This is a genomic window from Hymenobacter cheonanensis (genome assembly GCF_030581075.1).
Lineage (GTDB): Bacteria > Bacteroidota > Bacteroidia > Cytophagales > Hymenobacteraceae > Hymenobacter.
Map to the genome: position 1 here is coordinate 20,250 of NZ_JAUQSW010000018.1, position 19,268 is coordinate 39,517.

The window sequence follows — 19,268 nt, forward strand, 5'->3', positions numbered from 1 at the left end:
TCTCACACAGTTCATGTTAAACAAGGGGGCATTGCACTCGCCTTGCAGGGACTACTTCTTCGGCAGTTCCTGTCCAACATAGGGCACCAAAGGGGTGACCGGGCCGAGGCCGCGTGGGGCCACCGGTGCTGGGGGTGCGGGCGCCTGCGCCGCGACGGCCTGCAGCAGTTGCGCCCAGAACGGCACCTCTGGTTTGGGTTTGGGGCGGGGTTTGACGGGCGCGTGCTGCCAGACCGCACTCAGGGAGGTGGACAAGCCCAGACTTTGCCACCAGCCTTTATAAGTCTGCGTCAACACCCGCGTCCGGAGGACCGGATCGGCCTGACAGGCGTGGTCGCGCAGCACCACGTCGACGGCCGCCGTCCACTGGGCAGCCAGCGAGGCGGTGAGCACACTTACGGGCACGCCTTTCTTGGCGTACCAAGGGCTACGCGCCAAGGCCTCTTCGACAAGCGGCGGCACGGCCGCAAAGGGACCGAGTAACGGGTCTACCGGCAGGGCCACGCGCGGCATGGTGCGCACGAGCCGCCACAAGTCAAACGCTTCGGGGTAGGCCAGGGCGGCCTGCGCCGTGCGCTGCCACCAGCGTTCGAGCAGCTGGTGCAGATACTCTTCGCGCTGGGCCTCTCCTTGCCCGGCTTGCAGCGGGACCGTGAGCTGCTGGATGGCGTGTTCGTAGCTGGCTTGCAGCAGGGCCTCTTTGCTAGGAAAGGTGCGAAACAGCGTGCCCACCCCGACCCCGGCCAAGCGGGCTATCTCGGCCGTTTTGGTCGCGTACACCCCTTGCAGGGCGAAGCGCCAGAGGGCCGTATCGAGGATTTTAGTCGTGCGGTCGTCAACCATCGAAAGAAGAAGTAAATAGGGGGCGAAGCAGGCGCGAAAAAGCAGCCGCTTTAGCACGGTTACTAAGACCCGTTTCTAGCGGTTTTGAGTGCGCAAAAGCGGTTTTTGCGTAAATATAGGCGATTTGGACTCGCCAGTCCACCCCCGATGGAGCCACCAGTCCAGGGTAGTGGACTCAGGAGTCCACTACGAAAAGTCAGCGCACCAGACGGCCATTTATGTGTCAATTACTTTGCTGGTTCTGCTGCTTCTCGTCAGGCTCGTCAGTTTACGCCCCTTGATGTACTCCGCCCAGAACGTCGCATAGGGAGCTATTGAAAAGCCGATGCTTGTCCTAGGTAGGCAAGGACCGTGTATTGTGCTAGAAGAGAACGACCCCATTGAGCACATAGTTTAGTTGCTCCTGGCACTTAGCAAGGTGAAAGCCACTACCGCCAGTGCCTTGCTATAGCCGCAACGCTAGTAAGTTTCGCCCTAGCTCGGTCGTTTCAGTGTGCCAGTTTAGCCAGCGTAGGACCGCTTACGGCGCTATTTTTTGCTTGTCGCGAGCAGGTCGCAACGTCCGTTGCCATCCGAGGCACGCCCCGACAATTGCCGCGACGAGGGGTAAATAAGCGAAGCGCGAAAAGCCAGTCTCACGGCAAAGTGCCTCTACGAGCTGCAAACGCCCCTTTTGTCCGTTTTTCAGCTTTTTCAGTCTCACGGTCTGGCGCAGCATCCCAGCCTGCACTGTCGGCCAATGGCAATTGCCAGGAGCTGCCTCGGGGATATATGCGTGCCCGCAAGCCTGAGCTACTGGTACCCAGCCTAGCAGATGGCGAGGACCTACTGGCGCCCGCCTCATCTAGCTGGAGGGCGTCGTGCTACAGGCTGAAGAGCAGGGCCTCTTTGGTAATGGGCACCAGGTCCTGCATCCGCTGGGCAAAGCCGATGCGCACCTCGTGGTGCCGCTGTGCCCAGAAATGCAGCTTGGTGGTGAGGGTGCCCGGCAGCAAGTCGCGCGTGGCTTGGTGCAGCACCACCGGCAGCACTAGAAACGCGGCCGCATAGTCCAGTCCGCGCAGGGCGGTTTTCTGGTACCCGTCGGCCGCCTGGCGCAGCAGCAGGGCGCAATAGGCCGGGTTAAACAAGTTGGCTTCGAGCGGGCGTTGGGTCCAGGGCAGCCTAGCAGCAGGAGTTATGCCATGGCCTGGGCGGAGAGCTCGGCCAGCTTGTCCAGAAACTTCGGGTGCCAGTACACGGCCGGCAGCTCTTCATTGGCTAGGATGTGGTATGTGCCCCGGGTAATGTACTCGTCTTTGGGTGGCATGGCCGACCGAATGGGGAAGCTAGCCGTTTCGACCCAATCCAGCACGCGCCGCCCAAACCGGATGCAGGCGGCCTCTTCTTCCAGATTCCCGGCAAACTCTCCCTCATACGACAGCCGGTCGACGTAGCGGGCCCAGTGCGCTTTCAAGTCGGCCTCGTAGGCGCTCAACTCCCCCACGAAGAGCAAGCCATCGACGCTCCACTTGGTGCGCTGGCTGAACGCCCGGTAGAAGTCTTGCACGGCGTACCGGATGTGCTGCGTGCGCAATTGCAACTGGTCTAGCTGCCGCACAAACAGCCGGCCTTCCTGCGATTGGTAGTACACCTCGTCGGGTTCGGCGCGGGCAAACTCTACCGGTAAGCTGTGCTGGTGGAACTGGCCCCGAATTTCATCCAGCAGGTTTTCCAAGTCAATCTTGGTAAGGGGCACGTGCTGCTGCTGGGCGAGTTGGTCGGCCACCCGGCTATACCACCACCCGAGCAGGTGCAGGTACACCTGGTGCTTTTTGTCGGCCGAGGCGATGTAGCCCAACGCCTTTTTGCTGTCGGCTTCGAGGTCGGGCATGGTAGGCGACTGGTCGAGCACCACGATGGCCTGCACAAGCTGCTTTTGCTGAAGACCTGCATCGGGGCCGCTAGGGCAGTGCTAGGGGCCGTCGCCGCCAACGCGACCAGCTGTCTCAGGGCTTCGGCGGGGTCGCGGGCAGCATCTTCCCGCAGTAGGCTGGGGATAGAGCCTGGGGCAGCGGTGGCCGTCGTGATGAGGGCTAACCGGGTGAGCAGCGAGGGGCGTAGATGTAGCCGCGCTGCACCCCGTTATACCCCCACTATGTCTGACTCGTTAGGTTGCCCCGTTGTACTGCGCATAATACATGCTCAGACGAAAGAAATTGGACAGGGTTAATTATTTAATAATTAATATTTTATACATTTCTTGATTATTGCCACAGGTTAAAATACTCGGGCATACTTTAGATGATAATACAATATTAATTTTTTTAAATTTACTCACTATTAATCCAAACGCTTTGAACTTCTCTAATTTATCGACGCCCACTTTTATCGAAGGTTTTTCCTCATCAATATTTATTTTATTCACAATTTCCCATTCGCCAAGATAGCGAAACTTAACAACTACCATTTTGTTATTTTCTATATATTTCACATAATCAAAAATATACCTTGATTCACCTTCATGCCTGGATTCTATGACTTCAAACTCATTGTTCAATAGCTTAGGAAATTTAATTGATAGAAATTCAATTAGGCTAACCCTTAATTTATATTCAGTACTCAAAGAATTAGGTGAGAACTCTCTAACATAATACTCTTTATCATAAAAGCTATTTGAAAATACATAGTCTTGTTGACTGGCAACTGATTCTAAAGTGCTCTTATTCCATAATTTAACAACGTTTTCCGTAGAATCATTGCACGTAAAATTAGTATGAGCAATTAGACATACGATAGCGAGAATAAAACGCATGATGGAAAGGGGTGAAGATGAAATTATTTAGTAAAATTCAACGTGGGTCACATGGAACTGCTCGTTCCGTTACACCCTGTTCGTATCTAATAGAATTATCCTCTGTGCGCGTTTTGACTTCTTCTTGCGTCAAGCCAGTTGTTTTAGTATCTGGGTCTAGCAAAGGGCTCGGTTTCAAATCAACTGTCCCTGCATTCGCATGAGTGGCATGTCTTGCTTCATGACCCAAACCGATATAAGCGGGCCTTGTTTTAGTCCCATCTGTATTAAGCACGCCGCTTTCTAAGTCCGGGTTGTAATTGATTGTCGTTCCCGACCCAGTTGCAGCTTTGTCAGGCATTGCACCTGTCGCAGCATTTTTGTCATTGAGCGTAGTAAAATTAGTCCCGTCTGGGGATTGTATTGTAACATTAGTTTTGTCAGACCTAATTAGCTGCCTAACAGTTGCGGTTCCCTTCGCTAATTTTTTTTCAGTAGAGGCTGTACCAGTGGCTTCTATATTCTCTTTGCTACCTTTATAACCTGAGGCCTCTACTACATTTCCGCTTTTTAATAGTAAAAGATTCGAATTAGTCAACTTTTGCCAACTATTAAACGCTTTTTGCTTAAATTCAGCTGTGCCTTTTACTATAATCTCCTCACCTTTTCGCCCATTAGCATCACTGTAACGTACGGCGTTATCGTAGCCAAAGGAATAGGGCGTCCATGATTCCTGTCCATTCTCAATTTCGGGGTCTACAGAATGCCATCTCAGCAACTGGGGGTCGAAGAAGCGCCAGTCCTGATGGTTCCACGCTAGGCCCAAATCAGCTTGAAACTCCTTGCCATTGAAGCGATAGTTGTTGAGCCCGCGAATGCCGGGTGAGGGCGCCGCTAGCCCAGCCAGCTCTAGCCCAGCCGGGTCATACTGGTTTTCCTGCACCTGCAGGCCCTGGCGGTGCTCGAGGCGCACTTCGTCAAAGAAGACGTCCACCGGGCTCTCGTTGCCCACGTACACGGTCACGTAGCCGTTCTGGCGAATGGTCAAGGTGTCTTGAAGCACCTCGTAGTGGCCGAGCGCATTGGTCGAGAGCTGGAGCTTGCGCTGGTCGATGAGCACCGAGTCCTGGTTGAAGACCAGCACCCGCAGGTAGCCCTTGGGCACGCCATTCGAGAGCTGCGAAACGGCCTGCAAGGTGGCCGCGCTCAGCCCTACCTGCAGCAGGGGCAGGCCCCCGCGCCGGCTGCCCTCCACGCTGGGCGGCGTGCCGGCCTGGGCGGGCTGCAAGAGGCTGGCCACGAAGGAGGCGAGCGAGAAGGTAAAGTTGGAGCTGCTGACCGGCTGCGGGTAGAGGCCCGGAGCGCTCACGCGCAGCGAGTCACCCTTCTGCACCGTGAGCTGGGTCAGCGGGCCTAGCGGCTGGGGGCTGGCCCCGCCCGCGTTGAGCCGCGCCGCATACTGGCCCATAGCCCAGGGCGTGGCCACGGCGATGGGCGGGCTCACGCTGAGCGAGTCGAACTGCTGGGTCTCGCGCTTACGGGTGTTCTCGTCCTGTTCGAGGCTAGCCAGGTAGGTGCGCACCTGGCCCAGGCGATAGGCCAGGCGCAGGTTGCCCAGGTGGTCCTTGAAGGTGAACTCGCGTTGAAAGCTCACCGTGGGCTGGTGGGCCGCATCGTAGGAGACGAAGCGCAGCACCCGCCCTTCCGCGTGCGGGAAGAAGCGCAGGCTGTCGCCCTCGTACTGGTAGGGACCCAGGTAGTCGGTGCGCTGGGGCGTGAGCTTGCCAGTCTGGTAGACGAGCTTGGCCACCTTCTGCCCGCTGGCTGCGTAGCGAAACACCACGCTATCGCCCACAGCACCAAAGTGAATCTGCCGCGGCAGGTTCAGGTGGTTGTAGAGGATGCCCGTGATGCCCTTGTTCTTATCCTGCGTCAGGTTGCCGTTGGCGTCGTACAGATACTCTTGCCCGAGCTTGACGCCAGCTTCCTGGAAGTCGCCCGCCAGACTCGTCGGCGCGCCGTTATAGTTGGTCGGCCGCGGCAGCTGGTTACCCGTCACCTGGTCATCGACCGCTTGCAGGCGGTTGCCCTGGTAGGTGTAGGTGAGGTTATCGACCGCCCCGTACTGCTTGCTGCTGGCGTGGGTGGCGTTCTGCAACAGCCCGCGGCGTCGCAGGGTCAGGATATTGCCGTTGTCGTCATACGAGACAAAGCTCAGGCGATAGTTGTCCTCCTCTGCTTTCCAGGCCCCCGCCCCCGGGGTGGCGGCCGTGGTTGTCTGGCGAGCCACGAAGTCGCCCTGCAGCAGGCGGTTTAGCGGGTCGTAGACGTAGCCGTAGGCCCGCTGCACCCCGTCGCGGCCACGCCAGGTCTGGCCCGTCAGGTTGCCGTTGTATTGCTCGTAGCCTTTAGTGAAGCCTCGCTCGTAGTGTAGGCTCAGGTTAAACAGGTCGTCCTGGACCGGGAAGTAAGGGTCATTGAGCTTAGTGAGCCAGCCGCGGATGTTATAGGTGTAATCCACTTCCTGCTGCAGTCGGCCCGTGCCCAGCGTTTTGCGCACGGCCTGCCCAATTTCATTGTACTGCACGCTGTCGAGCAGGGCGGGGCGCGCTTCGCCCGGCAGTTGTTGGCGGGCGGTGAGCAGGCGGCCCGTGTGGTCATAGGTGAAGAACTCGGCCACCGGCAGCGGCTCGTGGCTCGGTCCCCGGTGCACGGCCACGCTCTGCACCACCTTGCCCGTGAAGTCGAGGCGGGTGGTGAGCAGGTCCCGGCCCTGCTGGTAATCCCCGTAGATACGGGCATTGGTGGTCTGCACCTGCACGGGGCGGGCGCGCTCATCGTAGAAGGTGGTGGTGGTGAGCCAGGCCGCCTGTTTGTCGTCGCCCTCGGCCACGCCCAGCACCCGGGTCTGAATCTGGGTCACCATTCCCGTGGTGCGCAGCACGTCGGCCACCGGGGCCTGCCCGCTGGGAAACTGCCCATCGGTACTGGCGTCGTAGGCCACGTCCGCTTGCCCGTCCCCGTTGTAGTCGTAGTCGTCGTAGCGCGTCACGCTCAGCACCTGCCCGGCGGGGAAGCCCTGCGCACTGAGTTGCTTGCCTAGTCCCAATTTGGGAAAGCTCTGGTCGGTGGTGTAGAACTGGGGGTAATGGGTGACGTCAGCTGTGCGCTGCTCGTACTGGTGCCCGGCGGCCGTGTCGGCCGCGGCCAGGGCCTGCAAGCTCACCTGGCCTAGCGTGTCGCCCCGCGTGACGAGCCCACTGAGCACGATGCGGCCCAGCGCGTCGTACTTAGTCCAACTCCATTCCTTTCGGGTACGCTGCTGTGCATCCTGGCTGAGCACGGGGCGGTCGAGCTGGTCGTAGACGACCAGCGTTTCGCCCTCCTGGCCCGGTACCTGTTTGGCTACCTGGCGGCCCCGCCCGTCGTAGCGGTAGTGAAACAGAAAGGGCTGCACGCTGGCCGGCACCGGGGCCAGCGTGTCGCCCAGGGCCAGCACCCGCTTGCTGGCCTCGGGCTGGAGCACGAAGCGCAGGTGGCCAAAGTCGTCGTAGACGTAGGCCGTGCGCAGCCAGCGGCTGTGCAGGCCCGTGCTGGTGCTGCCCGTGCGGTTGGCCTCGACCTGTTTCAAGACCACCTGGCCCAGCTTGTCCTTCCACTCGATGGTATGGTAGCCTTTCTCCCCAGGCTCGTTCGGACCGTGGGCATCGCTGACGTCGGTGCCCCAGAGTTCGCCCGCCTTGTAAAAACCCTGGTAGCCCGGTTCCAGACTCTTAGGGTCATAGCCAGGTTGGAACCATAGGACCGAATCGGCGTCGGTGTTAGGCCGCTCCACCCGCTCCACTACGTGCCCCGCCGTAAGCTGCCAAGCCTCGCCGGCCGCGCCCTGGGCCGTGACCCGGTTCAGGGGCGAGGCCTCGAACACGGTCTCGGCATAGGGCCGGCCCGTGCGCGCTACCCCGAGCGTAGGGTCATCGGGCGTGGGTGGACCCGTAGCTAGGCTGGGGTAGTAAAAGGCGTGCTGCTGCTGGAGGGCCTGGGCCCGGTAGCTGCCGTCCCCGTTTTTCATATCCGGATACGGCAGGTAGGCCAGCGGCTCCCTTCCCAACCCATCGTAGGCCTGGGGCTGGACCATATCGCGCCGGTGCGGCGAGGCCTGCTTGAGCACGGTCTGCACCGGCCGGCCGAGGCCGTCGAGGTACTGGGTGCTCATGCTGACCGAGTCCACCGGGGCCCGGGGCACCGCCGTCGAGTCGGTCAGGGCCACGCGCGGGGTCCACACGCGCACGTAGTTCACGTCGGCCGGGGCGGCCGCGCTGTGCCAATTCGCCGAGTCGCTCGCGACGAAGGGCTTGATGGGTAAGCCCTGGTTCGCGTCGTCGGGCCGGTTCTGGGCCAGGGCCGGGTAGGGCGTCACGTCCAGCACCAGGGACCGCGAGTAGAGCGTAACGCCCGTGACCCAGTCGCTGACCACGCGCGTGCGGTAGGTGCCCGATTCGGCCGCCGTCACGGCGGCCCAGCTCAGGCTTGGGCTCGTCTGCCCCGGCATCTCGACCCACTGCCCCCCTACCTGGCGCTGCCACTGGTAGTGGTTGTAAGCTCCGCCGATATGCCCGTCCAACGTGGCCGTCGCCCCGTTGACGACGGTCGTGGTCTGGGCCGGGGGCTGGCGCTGGGTTTTGCTGTAGTTCCAGTAGTACCAGCGGCTGGCATCGGCCGTGGGCTGGTTGCGCTCGTAGGAATCGAACGCGAGCCAGTTGTCGCTGATGCTGAGGCGAAAGCGACTTAGGTTAGGCGAGGCGTTAAAGTCGGGCAGCTGGGTGAAGGTGTTGCCCTCCAGGCTCAGGGTGAGCAGCTTGGCAGAGGTAGCGTAGCCGGGCGGCACCGTGCCGCTGAACTGGTTGCGGTCCAAGTAAAGCTCCACGGCGGGCAACATCTCGGGCAGGGGCCCGCTGAGCTGGTTGTCCTGCACACTGAGCACCTGCAAGTTGCGCAGGCCTTGCCAGGCGGCGGGGAGGCGGCCCGTGAGCTGGTTGTGCTCCAGGGCCAGCACGCGCAGGGACTGCGCGCGGCCCAGCGAGTCGGGCAGCGGCCCCTGGAGCTGATTGTAGGAGAGCGAGAGGTCCTGCACCTGGGCCAGCCGGCCCCAGGCGTCGGGAATCACCCCGGTGAGCTGGTTAACCCGCAGGTCCACGCGCTGCAAGGTGGGCAGCCGCCCCAGGCTGGCGGGCAGTGGGCCGGTAAAGGCGTTGAAGAGCCCGTGCAACTCCAGCAGGCTGGTCAGGCGCCCCAGCGTCTCGGGCAAGGGCCCACTGAACTGGTTGTAGTCCAGCAGCAGCAGCTGCAGCTGTTGGCAGTTGCCCAGCGAGTCGGGCAGGGCCCCGCTGAGCTGGTTGTGGCTGACATCCAGATAGCGCAGCTGCCGCCACCCGGCCGCTGCCGGCGCCGGCAGCGGCCCGGTAAACTGGTTGTTCGCTAAGTAGCAGAAGGCCAAGGCGGGTAAGGCGCCGAGTGAAGGCGGCAGCTCGCCGGTGAACTGGTTGTTGCTCAGCCCCAGGCTGCCCAGGCTGCGCATCCGCTCCCAGTGGTCGGGCAGCGGGCCCGCCAGCAGGTTGCCCCCCAGGCCCAGCGAACCCAGGCCGGCGAGCTGGGTCAGCTCCTCGGGCAGCACGCCTGAGAGGCGGTTGGCCCCCAGCTCCAGGTAGTAGAGGTGCTGAAAGCGGCCCCAACTCGGCGGGAACGCGCCGGTAAAGCGGTTGTTGAACAGATGCAGCACGCCTAGCTGCGCGCAGTTGACCAACGAGTCGGGCAGCGAGCCCGCGAGCTGGTTGTTCTGCAGAAACAGGCCACCCAGGGCCCGCATGCGGCCCCAGCTGGCGGGGATGGGCCCACTAAACTGGTTATTATTAAGGACGAGCCAGCCCATCTGCCGCCACTGGCCAAACGTGGCGGGCAGCGAGCCCGTGAAGCGGTTGTTCTCCGCGGAGAAGCCCTGCAGCTGCGTCAGGTTGCCCAGCTCGGCCGGCAAGCGCCCCGTGAAGTGGTTGTCGGCCAGGGCCAGGCTCACGAGTTGGGTGAGCTGACCCAGGGCGGGGGGCAGGGCGCCGGTGAGCTGGTTGGCCCGCAGGTCCAGGTACTGCAGGGCCCGCAACTGGCCCAGGCTGGGGGGCAGCGAGTCGCGCAGCTGGTTGCCTACCAGCGAGAGGCTGGTTACATCGCCGCCGCTCACCCCCACCCCGGCCCAGGTGGCGGCCTCGGCTAGGGTAGTACCATGCGGCCAGTTGTCGCGCACGCGCCACTGCGGCCCGCCGGTGGCGGCGTAGAGCTGGCGCAGCGCCCGCACTTCCGTCGAGTCGGCTACCTGGCCCTCGCTGGCGGGCAGCGTCTGGGCCTGGCTTCGGGTCAGGGTCAGCAGCAGGATGCCCCAGCCGAGCAGCAGGGGGCCAAGACGACGAAAAAGGGCAGGGGCAAGCGTAGAAGTCCGGCGCATAGAGGCGGGCAAAGGCAACCAAAAAAGAGAAAAGGGCAGTGGGCGAGGCAGGGCCTACTTACCGGCGTAGTGATACTGCTGCTGGGAGAGGATGCGCCCTTGCTCGTCGCGCGTGCGCACCAAGCGGCCTAGCGCATCGTACTCGTAGAAAGTCGTTCGCCCATCAGGCCCTGTGACAGAGGTGCGTCCGACCAGCAAATCTGTGGTGTAGCTTGTCAACTTTGCTCCGGCGGGGGTAAGGCGCAATTCGTCTAATAAAAGCACCTGGCCACTAGGGGCGTCTAATTGTACTGCTCCCGTAGCGGCGAAGTGCAGTTGCTGCCGGTACTGGTGCCAATTGTCTGGCGCGGTAGCCAGCACTTGACCTGTTCCTACAGTCGAGCCGTTGCGCAGCCCGAATTGCAAGCTCCCGTCTCCCTGCTGCCAGTACACGAGCGTATAGTCTCCGGCCGGCAGGCCCGCGCGGCGTATAGCCCCGCTCGCATCCAATCGGTAAGCATAGTGCCCGATGCGTCCCCCTGGCTGGCGGTGGTATCCAGTGGTATCATACACCCATCTGCCAGTCGCCCTAGGCTCGAAGCTGGTGCTTGCTACTTGACTGAAGTGGGCGTTGGTAGCCTCCGCCAGCAATTCCCCAGAGCCCGGGTGCCAAATAAAAGTAGTGGGCGGAGCACCCGGCCGGTGTACCATCAGGCTATGCCCCTGCTGATCGTAGCTGTCCAGCCAAAGAGCATCTTGATAATGGCTATCCGCCACGAGGGCTCCTTGGACTATATGAGCCCGAGTGGCACTGCTCAAAGGACGGTCTGTTAGCAGACTGCGGCTCCGACGAGGCCACTGGCCGGCATATTCGAGCAGTTCCCCCCGCGTGAGGGAATAGCCCGTAGTAGGCGTATAGCGCCAGTGTTGGGTTTCCAGCGGAATACCCACTTGATGAGTACGAATTAAGTAACGGATAGCCCGAGCAGCAGGCGTACTAACCAACGTAGTATCAAAATCCAACGGGTAGCTAATCCGCGTCAACAAGGAGTCAGTCCCCCTAGTGGTAGCCGTTGTCGAAACGACGCTGGCCGTCACCTGCGCATGCTGCGCATTATCATAGCGATAGCGAGAGGTGACCACCGTACGCTTAGTGGAGTCTGCGGGGTCGAACGTGGTTGTCCGTTCCCAATCCTTATACTGCCAAATTGAGAGCAGCTTATAAGATTGGCAGTAGAAGGTCGCAGGCACCCAGCACAGGCCCGTTGTAAGTCCATCTCCACAGGTGCAATCCAACCGGAACTCAGGGTCTACTACGACCATGTTCAACCCTAGGGCGTGGGCTTCATTAGGTTGCGCAGCCGGGACATAATTGGTAGAATCCTCGCTGGCTGTACTGGGCGGAGTAAAGCGAGACGTGAAGTGTGAGGTAACGCGCCGGACGGGGTGAAAGCTGTGCCGTCGTTCATCAAAGCGAAAATCGGTCTGCTCAATCGGCAGCCCCCGCTCCCAATCGTGACTGGTTACGGGTGTGAAGGGATAGCCTGCGTATGGCGCATAATCGAAAGCAAAAGAGAATTTATGCTGCGTCAGCCCCTGTTTTCCATGCTCGTCCGTTAGCACGAGCACCGAAGTGTAGGCCATATTGTTGCCTTTGATCGTAGAAAGCGGTAACTGCGTATTAGCAGTTTGCATCAACCAGTGGCAAGTATTGGTTACCGTCTGTGGATTCTGACTAGCTGTCCCAGCTCCTGAGGTTGAGAACTGCCGCTGCTTCTCATCTATACGCGTAGTATAGAGTGGCGTATTCCCTGCCAGCGTAACACCGCTTGTGCGTGTCGTGTCAAGCTGGGTATAGTAATAACGCTGGCGGCGAGCTGGGGTAGCGTGCAATCCATCAAAATCCTGTGCCTCTCGGATACGCAACCCACCCGTACACTGCCAATGACTAGGTACGAGCGTAGGGACAGCTTCCGTCCAAAACAGTCGAAAATAGCTATCCGGACTGCTGCCGTACTGTTGCACACTTACGTCGTACGTAACGTTGGGCTGAAAGCTGACACTAGCGTTCGCCGGCTGGGTCCCACAGTATTGGGCTACGAGCGTACCCTGGGTAGTGATATTGACGGTAAACTGCGGATAACTCTGCCCACAAGGTGGCCCTTGGTACTGCACTAAGGCAATAGCTTGCCCAGTATTAAGGCGGAATGTACCGTGTTGCGGAGGAAAAGCAGAGGAGACTGCCGTAGTCGACGTGTCCGCGTAAAAACTTACCTGTTTTTGCACATAAGTCGTCGTACTATCCGTGGGGACGCGAAAACCGTTGGGCTCAAACACGTAGTGCGTAAATCCCCCTGTTGGATAATGGACCTCCCGCAGCATGCCGCTGAACATCGCCGTACTATCCGGTTCGCGGCTATAGCCGTCATAAAAGCCATTAAGCTCATCTTTGGGATAATCGACTTGGCTCTGCTGCCCATTGATGAATCCCCAGTGGTCTTCTCCGGCACTCAGCCGGTTAGGCAGTAACGCAGTCTCGTATTTAAATTGATAGGCTGGCTTGCCGATTTCCTGAACCGCTAACAATTTCAAGCGATACTGGTCGGGGCCGGCTGTATAATGCGACGCAGTGGCGGAGGTTGGACAAACAGTATCCGGCCCATTGAAGTAGCCTTGCGCAAGTTGAAAGCGGCGGGTGTGATTATCTTCTTGCACCACGATGGCGCTAAGCGCCCGGCCGCCAGCTACGTCCAGCCGTGGGCAAGTCGCATATTCAAACTGAATAATGGGGCCTAGACTGGAGGTGATGCTGGTGAGCTGGAGGGAGTGGACAACAGAATAGCTCTCCGTGCGATTATCTGGCCGGGGATTACACGTATTACTGTTACCCTCCTTGTGAAAACGGGTGCGGGAGGGAACGTTGTGGTAGCGGTAAGTGAGCGTGTCGTATTGGAAATCGACCCGTTCACCGTACACGGTCTGGATATGACGCAGGCGGTAGACCAGTGAGTGGGGCGTCATGTCGTCCATGGGGCCAACCGCGTGGTTGATGAACGTCAGGTAAGTAGTGCTAACCTCCAGTAGATCATAAAGGAACGTATTCCCCCGCTCATCCACAAGGCGGTACCCTCCTCCACTGCTTTCCCATGGCCCCGTGAGGCCGCCAGGTAAGCGGGTAATAAGTAGGGGCTCAAACGGCATAGGATGCGCCTGGCCATCCTGGGTGTGGAAGAATTGTCCACTACGACCAGGTAAGCTATACTGAAATACGTCGGGCTGAGTATCCAGCGTAGTGCTAGGCGCACCACTGCTGCTTTTACTAATAATTGGGCATGCCGTGGCCCGGCTGAGAAACTTATAGTCCGCATTGCCCTCAATAGAGGCTCCGCCAGGTACGTATTGGACGGCTGGGCGTAGCATGCGGTTAGGGGGTAGGCGTGCATTTGCGGCAGTCGCCCCAGCAACGTAGCCATTGAGCGCAAAATCAGGCTTACCAAATGCCGTACTAGAAATGGTTCCTCCGGCCTGTAAAACCCAGCCCAGGCCTACGTTACTAGCCATTTCACTGGTGCGGATACCCCCCGCATGGTAATCGAGTGACACTGGCACATCCAACCCCTGCAACTTGAGGGTGTAAATGGGGATAGAAATCTGCGGCACCCCGGTATAGAGGCTGACGGGCGTCTGGCCGAACTTACCTAGTGCTGCTGCCTCAGGCGGAGGTGGCAGGGCGGGGGTATGCTTAATGGCGTCAGCAGTAAGAATTGCTTGTGCCATCAACTGGCTCATCCCCCCTCCTACCAGGAGCAGAGTTAAGCCCAGCTTACGGAAAACGGGAAAGATGAATTGTAGCAGTTGAGTCATAGAGTTTGCAAATAATAAATGCAAATATGCTCCCACTCCTGTCAATAATGTTCACTAAAAGATATAGCCCCTACTTGTCAACGTATAGCTCCAAAGTAGTCTAGCTGTGAGGAGGGCTGAATGTGACGGCCAAAAAATGGGCCGGACAGTTCTTAATTAATAGAGCAACCCCTGCCTACGCCATAGAAATTCAGCGTTGAGTGCTGTGTTCGTACGTCGCCGGCTAGGGGTGGCGCGGCGCCGTTACTTCCCTTCGTCAGCCGCCGCCCGCTCCCGGCGCAAGGTCAGCAGTGGTGGCCCGGTGGACGAGGCGCTGGACCTGCTTCTGACTAAAAGCCCCGCCGCGCCTAGCGGTAAAGCCAAGCGCGTTCAACTCCCCCGCAATCCGCTCACAGCTGAGTCCCTGCGCGCGCCGGGCGAGAATCAGCGCCGTCGCCTGCCGGATGCCCCCATGCTCGCGCGCATTGCGTTGCCGCGCCTCCAGCCCCAGCTGTCGCGCCTCCTCGGTCAGGTTGGCCGGCGTACCCAGTTGGGCGCCCCGCGCCTTTTTGGCTTTCAAGGCATCCTTAGTGCGTTGGGAGATGGTCTCGCGCTCGTGCTGGGCGATGACGGCAAACAGCCCCACGGTAAGCGTATTGGCATCAGGCATGTCACAGCAGGCAAACTGCACCCCCGAGTCGCGCAGGGCTAGGATAAAGCCCGCGTTCCTACTTAATCGATCCAACTTAGCAATCAGCAACACCCCACCCATAGCTCGCGCCGCCGCGATAGCGGCCAGCAGTTGGGGACGCTGGTTCTTCTTGCCGCTCTCGACCTCCACGTACTCCCCTACCGGCGCCACGCCCTGCAGGAAGTTCTTCACCGCCGCCCGCTGCGCATCGAGGCCTAGCCCCGAGTTGCCTTGCTTTTGGGTAGAGACGCGGTAGTAGGCGCAGTAGGCGGGCACGGGGTAAAAGCGACGAGTTTCGACGAAGGTAGCCTAAAAAGACATTATTTAAACGCTCGTTCATGTAATGTCTTTTGGGCCAAAATGTGCTTTTTGCCCGTTTGGATTAGCCTTCCCTGCGATTATCGGTAGTGGCGCAAGAGTTGTTCTGCTCGCTAAGGCAGGGTGTGACCTCTTCCTCGCTTAACTAGCGCTTGCTATGACGTACTGGCTTCCTGTCTACGATTTCGCCACCCGCTGGCCCAAGGTGGGCCTCATGCTGTATCCCTTGCTCTTTGTGGCTGGGGGACTAGCGCATTATCGCCGGGCTCGGCAAGAGACCGATGAAACATTGGTTCCCTTACTGGGTATTTCCAAGCGTCAGTCGGGCATGTTGGGTGGCGCCCTCTTTACCGCTTTCGCCGGCCTGCTCAGTGTGATGGCCATCCCCGCCATGATAAACGAGTATAGGCAGACGCGCCAGGTGTATGCGCACAAGCGCTATCAGCTGGTACAAGGCGCCGTTCGCGACTTTGACCCCATGCCGGCCGGCGGCCACAAATCGGAAAGCTTCACGGTAGCGGGCGTGCCCTTTTCCATCGCGGGTCTTAACACGACGAATTATGGCTACAACCAGGCTACCTCCGAGGGGGGCGTTATGCGAGCCGGCTTGCACGTGCGGATTGCCTACTTCACCCGCGAGGGGCACAACGTTATTCTTAAGTTGGATACCCTAGCCACTAGGTCGCGCTAGTAGCTCGTCACGTTTTCCGGTTCTTCGTTTAAGTAATGTGAGAAACGCACGCGGGTCGACTGAGCTTACAAAAAGTGATTGCCCAATACAGCAGAAATGACCTGTGAGTCCCTATAGGTAGTGACTTCCTCGCCTAATTTTAACGCCTTCTTGTCAACCGGACTTGGCGGCCTTGACTGTCTAGTACCTCCTCCCCTCGTTAGCTTACATGAGGTTGTTATCCATCTTACTTCTGCTGTTTGCTGTTTATTTCGCTCAAGCACAACCCCACTCTTTTGAGAGTCTGCTTCAGCAGGGTAAAGCAGAGTTTAAGCAGGAGAAACCCAACTATAAAGCCGCTGCCCGAGCACTTGAAGCGGCCATTAAACTCCAGCCCAGTAGTGCAGAGGCTCACTATTATCTAGGCTATACGTACAGCCGGCTTAACAATGAGGGGGGCGCCACTATGAATCAGATGCGGCTGGCATTGGTGCGCAAAGCCAGCCAGGAAATGGAAATGGTGAACCGCCTCGCGCCGCACTATACCGGGGACTTACTCCCGCTCGACCCTTACGGCAAGATCACGAGTGAGTGGGGGGCGCTAGCGGTCGGCTATGCCACCCGCCAGCAGGATGACTCCGCGCGCTGGGCCTTCGCGCAGGGACGCCTACGTGGGGGCTTTTCTGATTTTTTAGTCGGGCATGCTCGCGCGCTCCTTGATCAGTGCCGCCCAGCGGGAATTTTGCTCTCCCCGGGCGACCTGATAACCTTTCCGCTCGCCTACGTGCAGCTTGTAAATCACTACCGCGTAGATGTATCGGTGGTGGATGTCGCCCTACTGGCCACAACTTGGTATCCCGCCTATTTGGAAAAAACTACTTCCTTGCGTTTCGGCATGCCAGCTGCCGCACGCGATACGGTGGCGTATATGCCCTGGCACACCGGGCCATGGCACGTCTTCAATGCGCGCCTGCAAACGTCCTTTACCTGGCAGCTGCATCCCACTTACGATAGCACTTACCTGCAACGGCCGGATATTCTATTACTAGCCCTGTTACAAGCCAATGAGTTTCGGCGCGATGTGTACTTCACGCATGCCTTTCAGGAAAGCGCCCAACTGAGCTTGCGGCTCAACCAGGAGCTACTGCAGCGGTGGATCGTGTACCAGGTAAATGCGAGCGGTGAGCCCGAGCCGGCTACAGCAGAGTACTTAACCCATATCGTCCCCGTCTTAGACTTGGTGGCTAAAGCGAATTCCAACAGCCGCAACGAAGTAGCGATGATCTTGGGGCTACGGTATGATCTGCTTGACCGCCTGCAGCGCAGTCTGCAAGTCGGCCGTTCGGCAGAAGTAAAGCCCCTGCTGGCCCTGGTTGACCACTATCTTTCCGAAGCCACCTATCCGTTCGAGTCACCTGAGGAAAAGGCGTTTTATAAGTATGCCAAAACGCTGCAGTAAGCTGGGGCAGTTAGCCGAGGGAAAATGCATTCTTCACATTTTGCCAACTTAGCGCGCTGCTAGTTGGCACAGAACGGTTTTCACGTTAAACACTACCCCTAACAACCTGTCTACTAATTAGTTTATAATAGTATAAACGTCAAAAATGAGACGGAATACTATTTTATACTAGCCTATTTTATAATGTGTTACGCCGTCAGCTGTATTGCTTATGTACTAATTCCTCAAGTTTTAACTAGAGTAGCAACATAAGCTTAATGGATTGCTTGCAACTGATACTGCAAGTTGGCTATCCTAGCCTCTATTTCAGCCGCTGCTTCCTGTCGCTTTGAGCCGGTGTAAAGATCTTCTGGTGCTTCGTGCTGCACGAATTTGAGCGAACTATGTAAATCTGCTAACTCATTCTGTAGCTTCTCACGTTGCTTGGCTGTGATAATCGGCCGTGCAACAGGCTTAGGTTTACTTGTAGGCGTAGCCTGTGCCTGCTTATAGTCATTTAGGAAGTACCCATCAGCTAAAGCCTTATAAACAGCCCCAGCCTGCTTTTTTACTTTCCCCTGTCGTACCTGGTTGCTTACCCGACTGAGTACATAACGGATATATCCCTCATCGTAATAACCAGCTTCGATTTGCGTCTTTATTGTGGTAAGGCTTTTACCTGCAACACCTACTGCTAGTAAGGCAGCTTCCCAACCATCGGCAGGTGGCTGCGGCGCGGGTAATTGTTCAGATACAGGCGCGAATAGGAAGCGGATTTCGCTTACTGCCTTACCCTGTCGTATTAATTCGTAAGTAAAAGGCAGGTCTGTTTCCTGTAACTCCTGTTGAGCGCGATCTAGGATGCGAACTTTAAAGTTATCCCAGCGGTCGTATCCTGGCCCGAGCTTAAGCATTGCTTTCAGATCGGTGAGGCCAACTACTCGCTGCCCAAAAGCCGAATACTCGCGTAACAACCAGTATATCCGGTGTGAATTTGGATTTTTAATCTTTAACAGCTCGGTGAGTTGTGCTTTCGTGAAGTTGTCACGCAACTCCAACAGGTAGGGTATCACTGCATCATTAAAGCGAGCCTCCACTGCTCCCTCTCCACCTTTATACTGAGCAATAGATAGTAGTGGTAGCACTACGAAATCAGGCTGGCGGCTCCGGCGGCCTACTCCGCTAAGTTGCTCAATAGTGATAGTACGCGTGGCAAATTCTTCTACAGCCTCTCGGACTAGCTTGTAAGTATTTTGGCTGTTTATTTCTCCTAGCAACTCAGACACTTCAACACGGCATAGACCGAAGGTGGTATCATTTCGCCCAATGTTCGCTAATAGGTGCAAGAACAGGCGCGTTTCTAATGGCCCGAACTGAAAACGCGCATTAATAAGCGCATTATGCTGGACAACTAGAGGTGTACTGGCTGGCAGCGAAGAAGTTGCTATAAGGTTCATGGGGCGGGAGTAGTGCAGCAAATGTAGCTGCAACAACATCAACTCCCTACAAATTTTTACTTTGTAGGGAGTTGACCCCAGTTTTGTAGGGCTATAATCAATCGATGACCCCAACTTTGTAGGGAGTTGACCCCAGTTTTGTAGGGAGTTGACCCCAGTTTTGTAGGGAGTTGACCCCAGTTTTGTAGGGAGTTGCCTTCATAATTACCTGATATGTAGTTGATTATGCCACCCGTAAACTATATAAACTAGATAAAGAAAGTAAACTACTAGTTTCTTGAGCAGTATTTTCAAAATTGTTGTCTAATAGACGATTGAAAGCTCACGTTGAGTAGTCTCAACCAGGGGGCGGGCGCGGCGACCCCAATTTTGTAGGGAATTGCTTCCATTTTAAGGCTAGTGGATTTGAAAAAGCCCTTCTGTGCCATGCAGAAGGGCTTTTTAGCATTAAGTGACTGAATCAACTCCCTACAAAGTTGGGGTCAATATTCCTTACTATGAGGGTAGAGAGTCTGTTTTCATCCCTCAAACGTTCTTCAACCCACTCTATTGATAGGTAGCAACTCCCTACAAAGTTGGGGTCAATGACGAGCTAGCATTGAGACGTGGGTGGGTAGTAGAGAAGGACAAGAATAATTCTTCATGATTAGCTCAATAGGTAGTTCTAAAATCCGTAGGCTATTATCTTGGTAGCCTTGGTAGCCTTGGTAGCCTTGGTAGCCTTGGTAGCCTTGGTAGCCTTGGTAGCCTTGGTAGCCTTGGTAGC

General features: G+C 57.7%; 10 protein-coding genes. 2 read left to right on the plus strand and 8 right to left on the minus strand.

The window, feature by feature from the left end:
* Positions 1–51: 51 nt before the first annotated feature.
* The 7 genes from Q5H89_RS22455 to Q5H89_RS22485 all read right to left on the minus strand — a co-directional run bounded on the left by Q5H89_RS22455 (position 52) and on the right by Q5H89_RS22485 (position 14,895).
* The gene (locus Q5H89_RS22455) at positions 52–843 is read right to left on the minus strand and encodes a TetR/AcrR family transcriptional regulator (RefSeq protein WP_305021578.1); all 792 of its coding nucleotides are present in this window, start codon (positions 841–843) and stop codon (positions 52–54) included.
* Between the two features lie 863 nt (positions 844–1,706).
* The gene (locus Q5H89_RS22460) at positions 1,707–2,078 is read right to left on the minus strand and encodes a three component ABC system middle component (RefSeq protein WP_369810692.1); all 372 of its coding nucleotides are present in this window, start codon (positions 2,076–2,078) and stop codon (positions 1,707–1,709) included.
* Positions 2,021–2,752 (minus strand): ABC-three component system protein, encoded by a 732-nt coding sequence (locus tag Q5H89_RS22465; RefSeq protein WP_305021579.1) that lies wholly within the window; start codon positions 2,750–2,752, stop codon positions 2,021–2,023. Before Q5H89_RS22465 ends, Q5H89_RS22460 begins: the two co-directional genes overlap by 58 nt.
* A gap of 303 nt (positions 2,753–3,055) precedes the next feature.
* The gene (locus tag Q5H89_RS22470) at positions 3,056–3,637 is read right to left on the minus strand and encodes a hypothetical protein (RefSeq protein ID WP_305021580.1); all 582 of its coding nucleotides are present in this window, start codon (positions 3,635–3,637) and stop codon (positions 3,056–3,058) included.
* Positions 3,638–3,674: 37 nt separating this feature from the next.
* Positions 3,675–10,106 carry a DUF6443 domain-containing protein gene (locus tag Q5H89_RS22475; protein WP_305021581.1) on the minus strand — a complete coding sequence of 2,144 codons (6,432 nt, stop codon included), beginning with the start codon at positions 10,104–10,106 and terminating at the stop codon, positions 3,675–3,677.
* Positions 10,107–10,160: 54 nt separating this feature from the next.
* Positions 10,161–13,973 (minus strand): RHS repeat domain-containing protein, encoded by a 3,813-nt coding sequence (locus Q5H89_RS22480; protein ID WP_305021582.1) that lies wholly within the window; start codon positions 13,971–13,973, stop codon positions 10,161–10,163.
* A 232-nt stretch (positions 13,974–14,205) separates the two neighbouring features.
* Positions 14,206–14,895, minus strand: a complete 690-nt coding sequence (locus tag Q5H89_RS22485) for a recombinase family protein (RefSeq protein ID WP_305021583.1) — start codon at positions 14,893–14,895, stop codon at positions 14,206–14,208.
* Positions 14,896–15,226: 331 nt separating this feature from the next.
* Here Q5H89_RS22485 and Q5H89_RS22490 point away from each other — a divergent pair, with 331 nt between their 5' ends.
* Positions 15,227–15,628 carry a hypothetical protein gene (locus Q5H89_RS22490; RefSeq protein WP_305021584.1) on the plus strand — a complete coding sequence of 134 codons (402 nt, stop codon included), beginning with the start codon at positions 15,227–15,229 and terminating at the stop codon, positions 15,626–15,628.
* Between the two features lie 208 nt (positions 15,629–15,836).
* Positions 15,837–17,066: a tetratricopeptide repeat protein gene (locus Q5H89_RS22495; protein WP_305021585.1), complete on the plus strand. Its 1,230-nt coding sequence runs from the start codon at positions 15,837–15,839 to the stop codon at positions 17,064–17,066.
* A gap of 254 nt (positions 17,067–17,320) precedes the next feature.
* On the opposite strand, the gene Q5H89_RS22500 is transcribed toward Q5H89_RS22495, so the two are convergent.
* A complete protein-coding gene (locus tag Q5H89_RS22500; RefSeq protein WP_305021586.1) occupies positions 17,321–18,502 on the minus strand; it encodes a replication initiation protein in 1,182 nt (393 codons plus the stop codon).
* Between the last annotated feature and the right edge of the window lie 766 nt (positions 18,503–19,268).

Excerpts from the sequence above, each read along its gene's own strand:
- Q5H89_RS22455 (WP_305021578.1), bottom strand. The coding sequence starts at position 843 with ATGGTTGACGACCGCACGACTAAAATCCTCGATACGGCCCTCTGGCGC.
- Q5H89_RS22470 (WP_305021580.1), bottom strand. The coding sequence starts at position 3,637 with ATGCGTTTTATTCTCGCTATCGTATGTCTAATTGCTCATACTAATTTT.
- Q5H89_RS22475 (WP_305021581.1), bottom strand. The coding sequence starts at position 10,106 with ATGCGCCGGACTTCTACGCTTGCCCCTGCCCTTTTTCGTCGTCTTGGC.
- Q5H89_RS22495 (WP_305021585.1), top strand. The coding sequence starts at position 15,837 with ATGAGGTTGTTATCCATCTTACTTCTGCTGTTTGCTGTTTATTTCGCT.
- Q5H89_RS22500 (WP_305021586.1), bottom strand. The coding sequence starts at position 18,502 with ATGAACCTTATAGCAACTTCTTCGCTGCCAGCCAGTACACCTCTAGTT.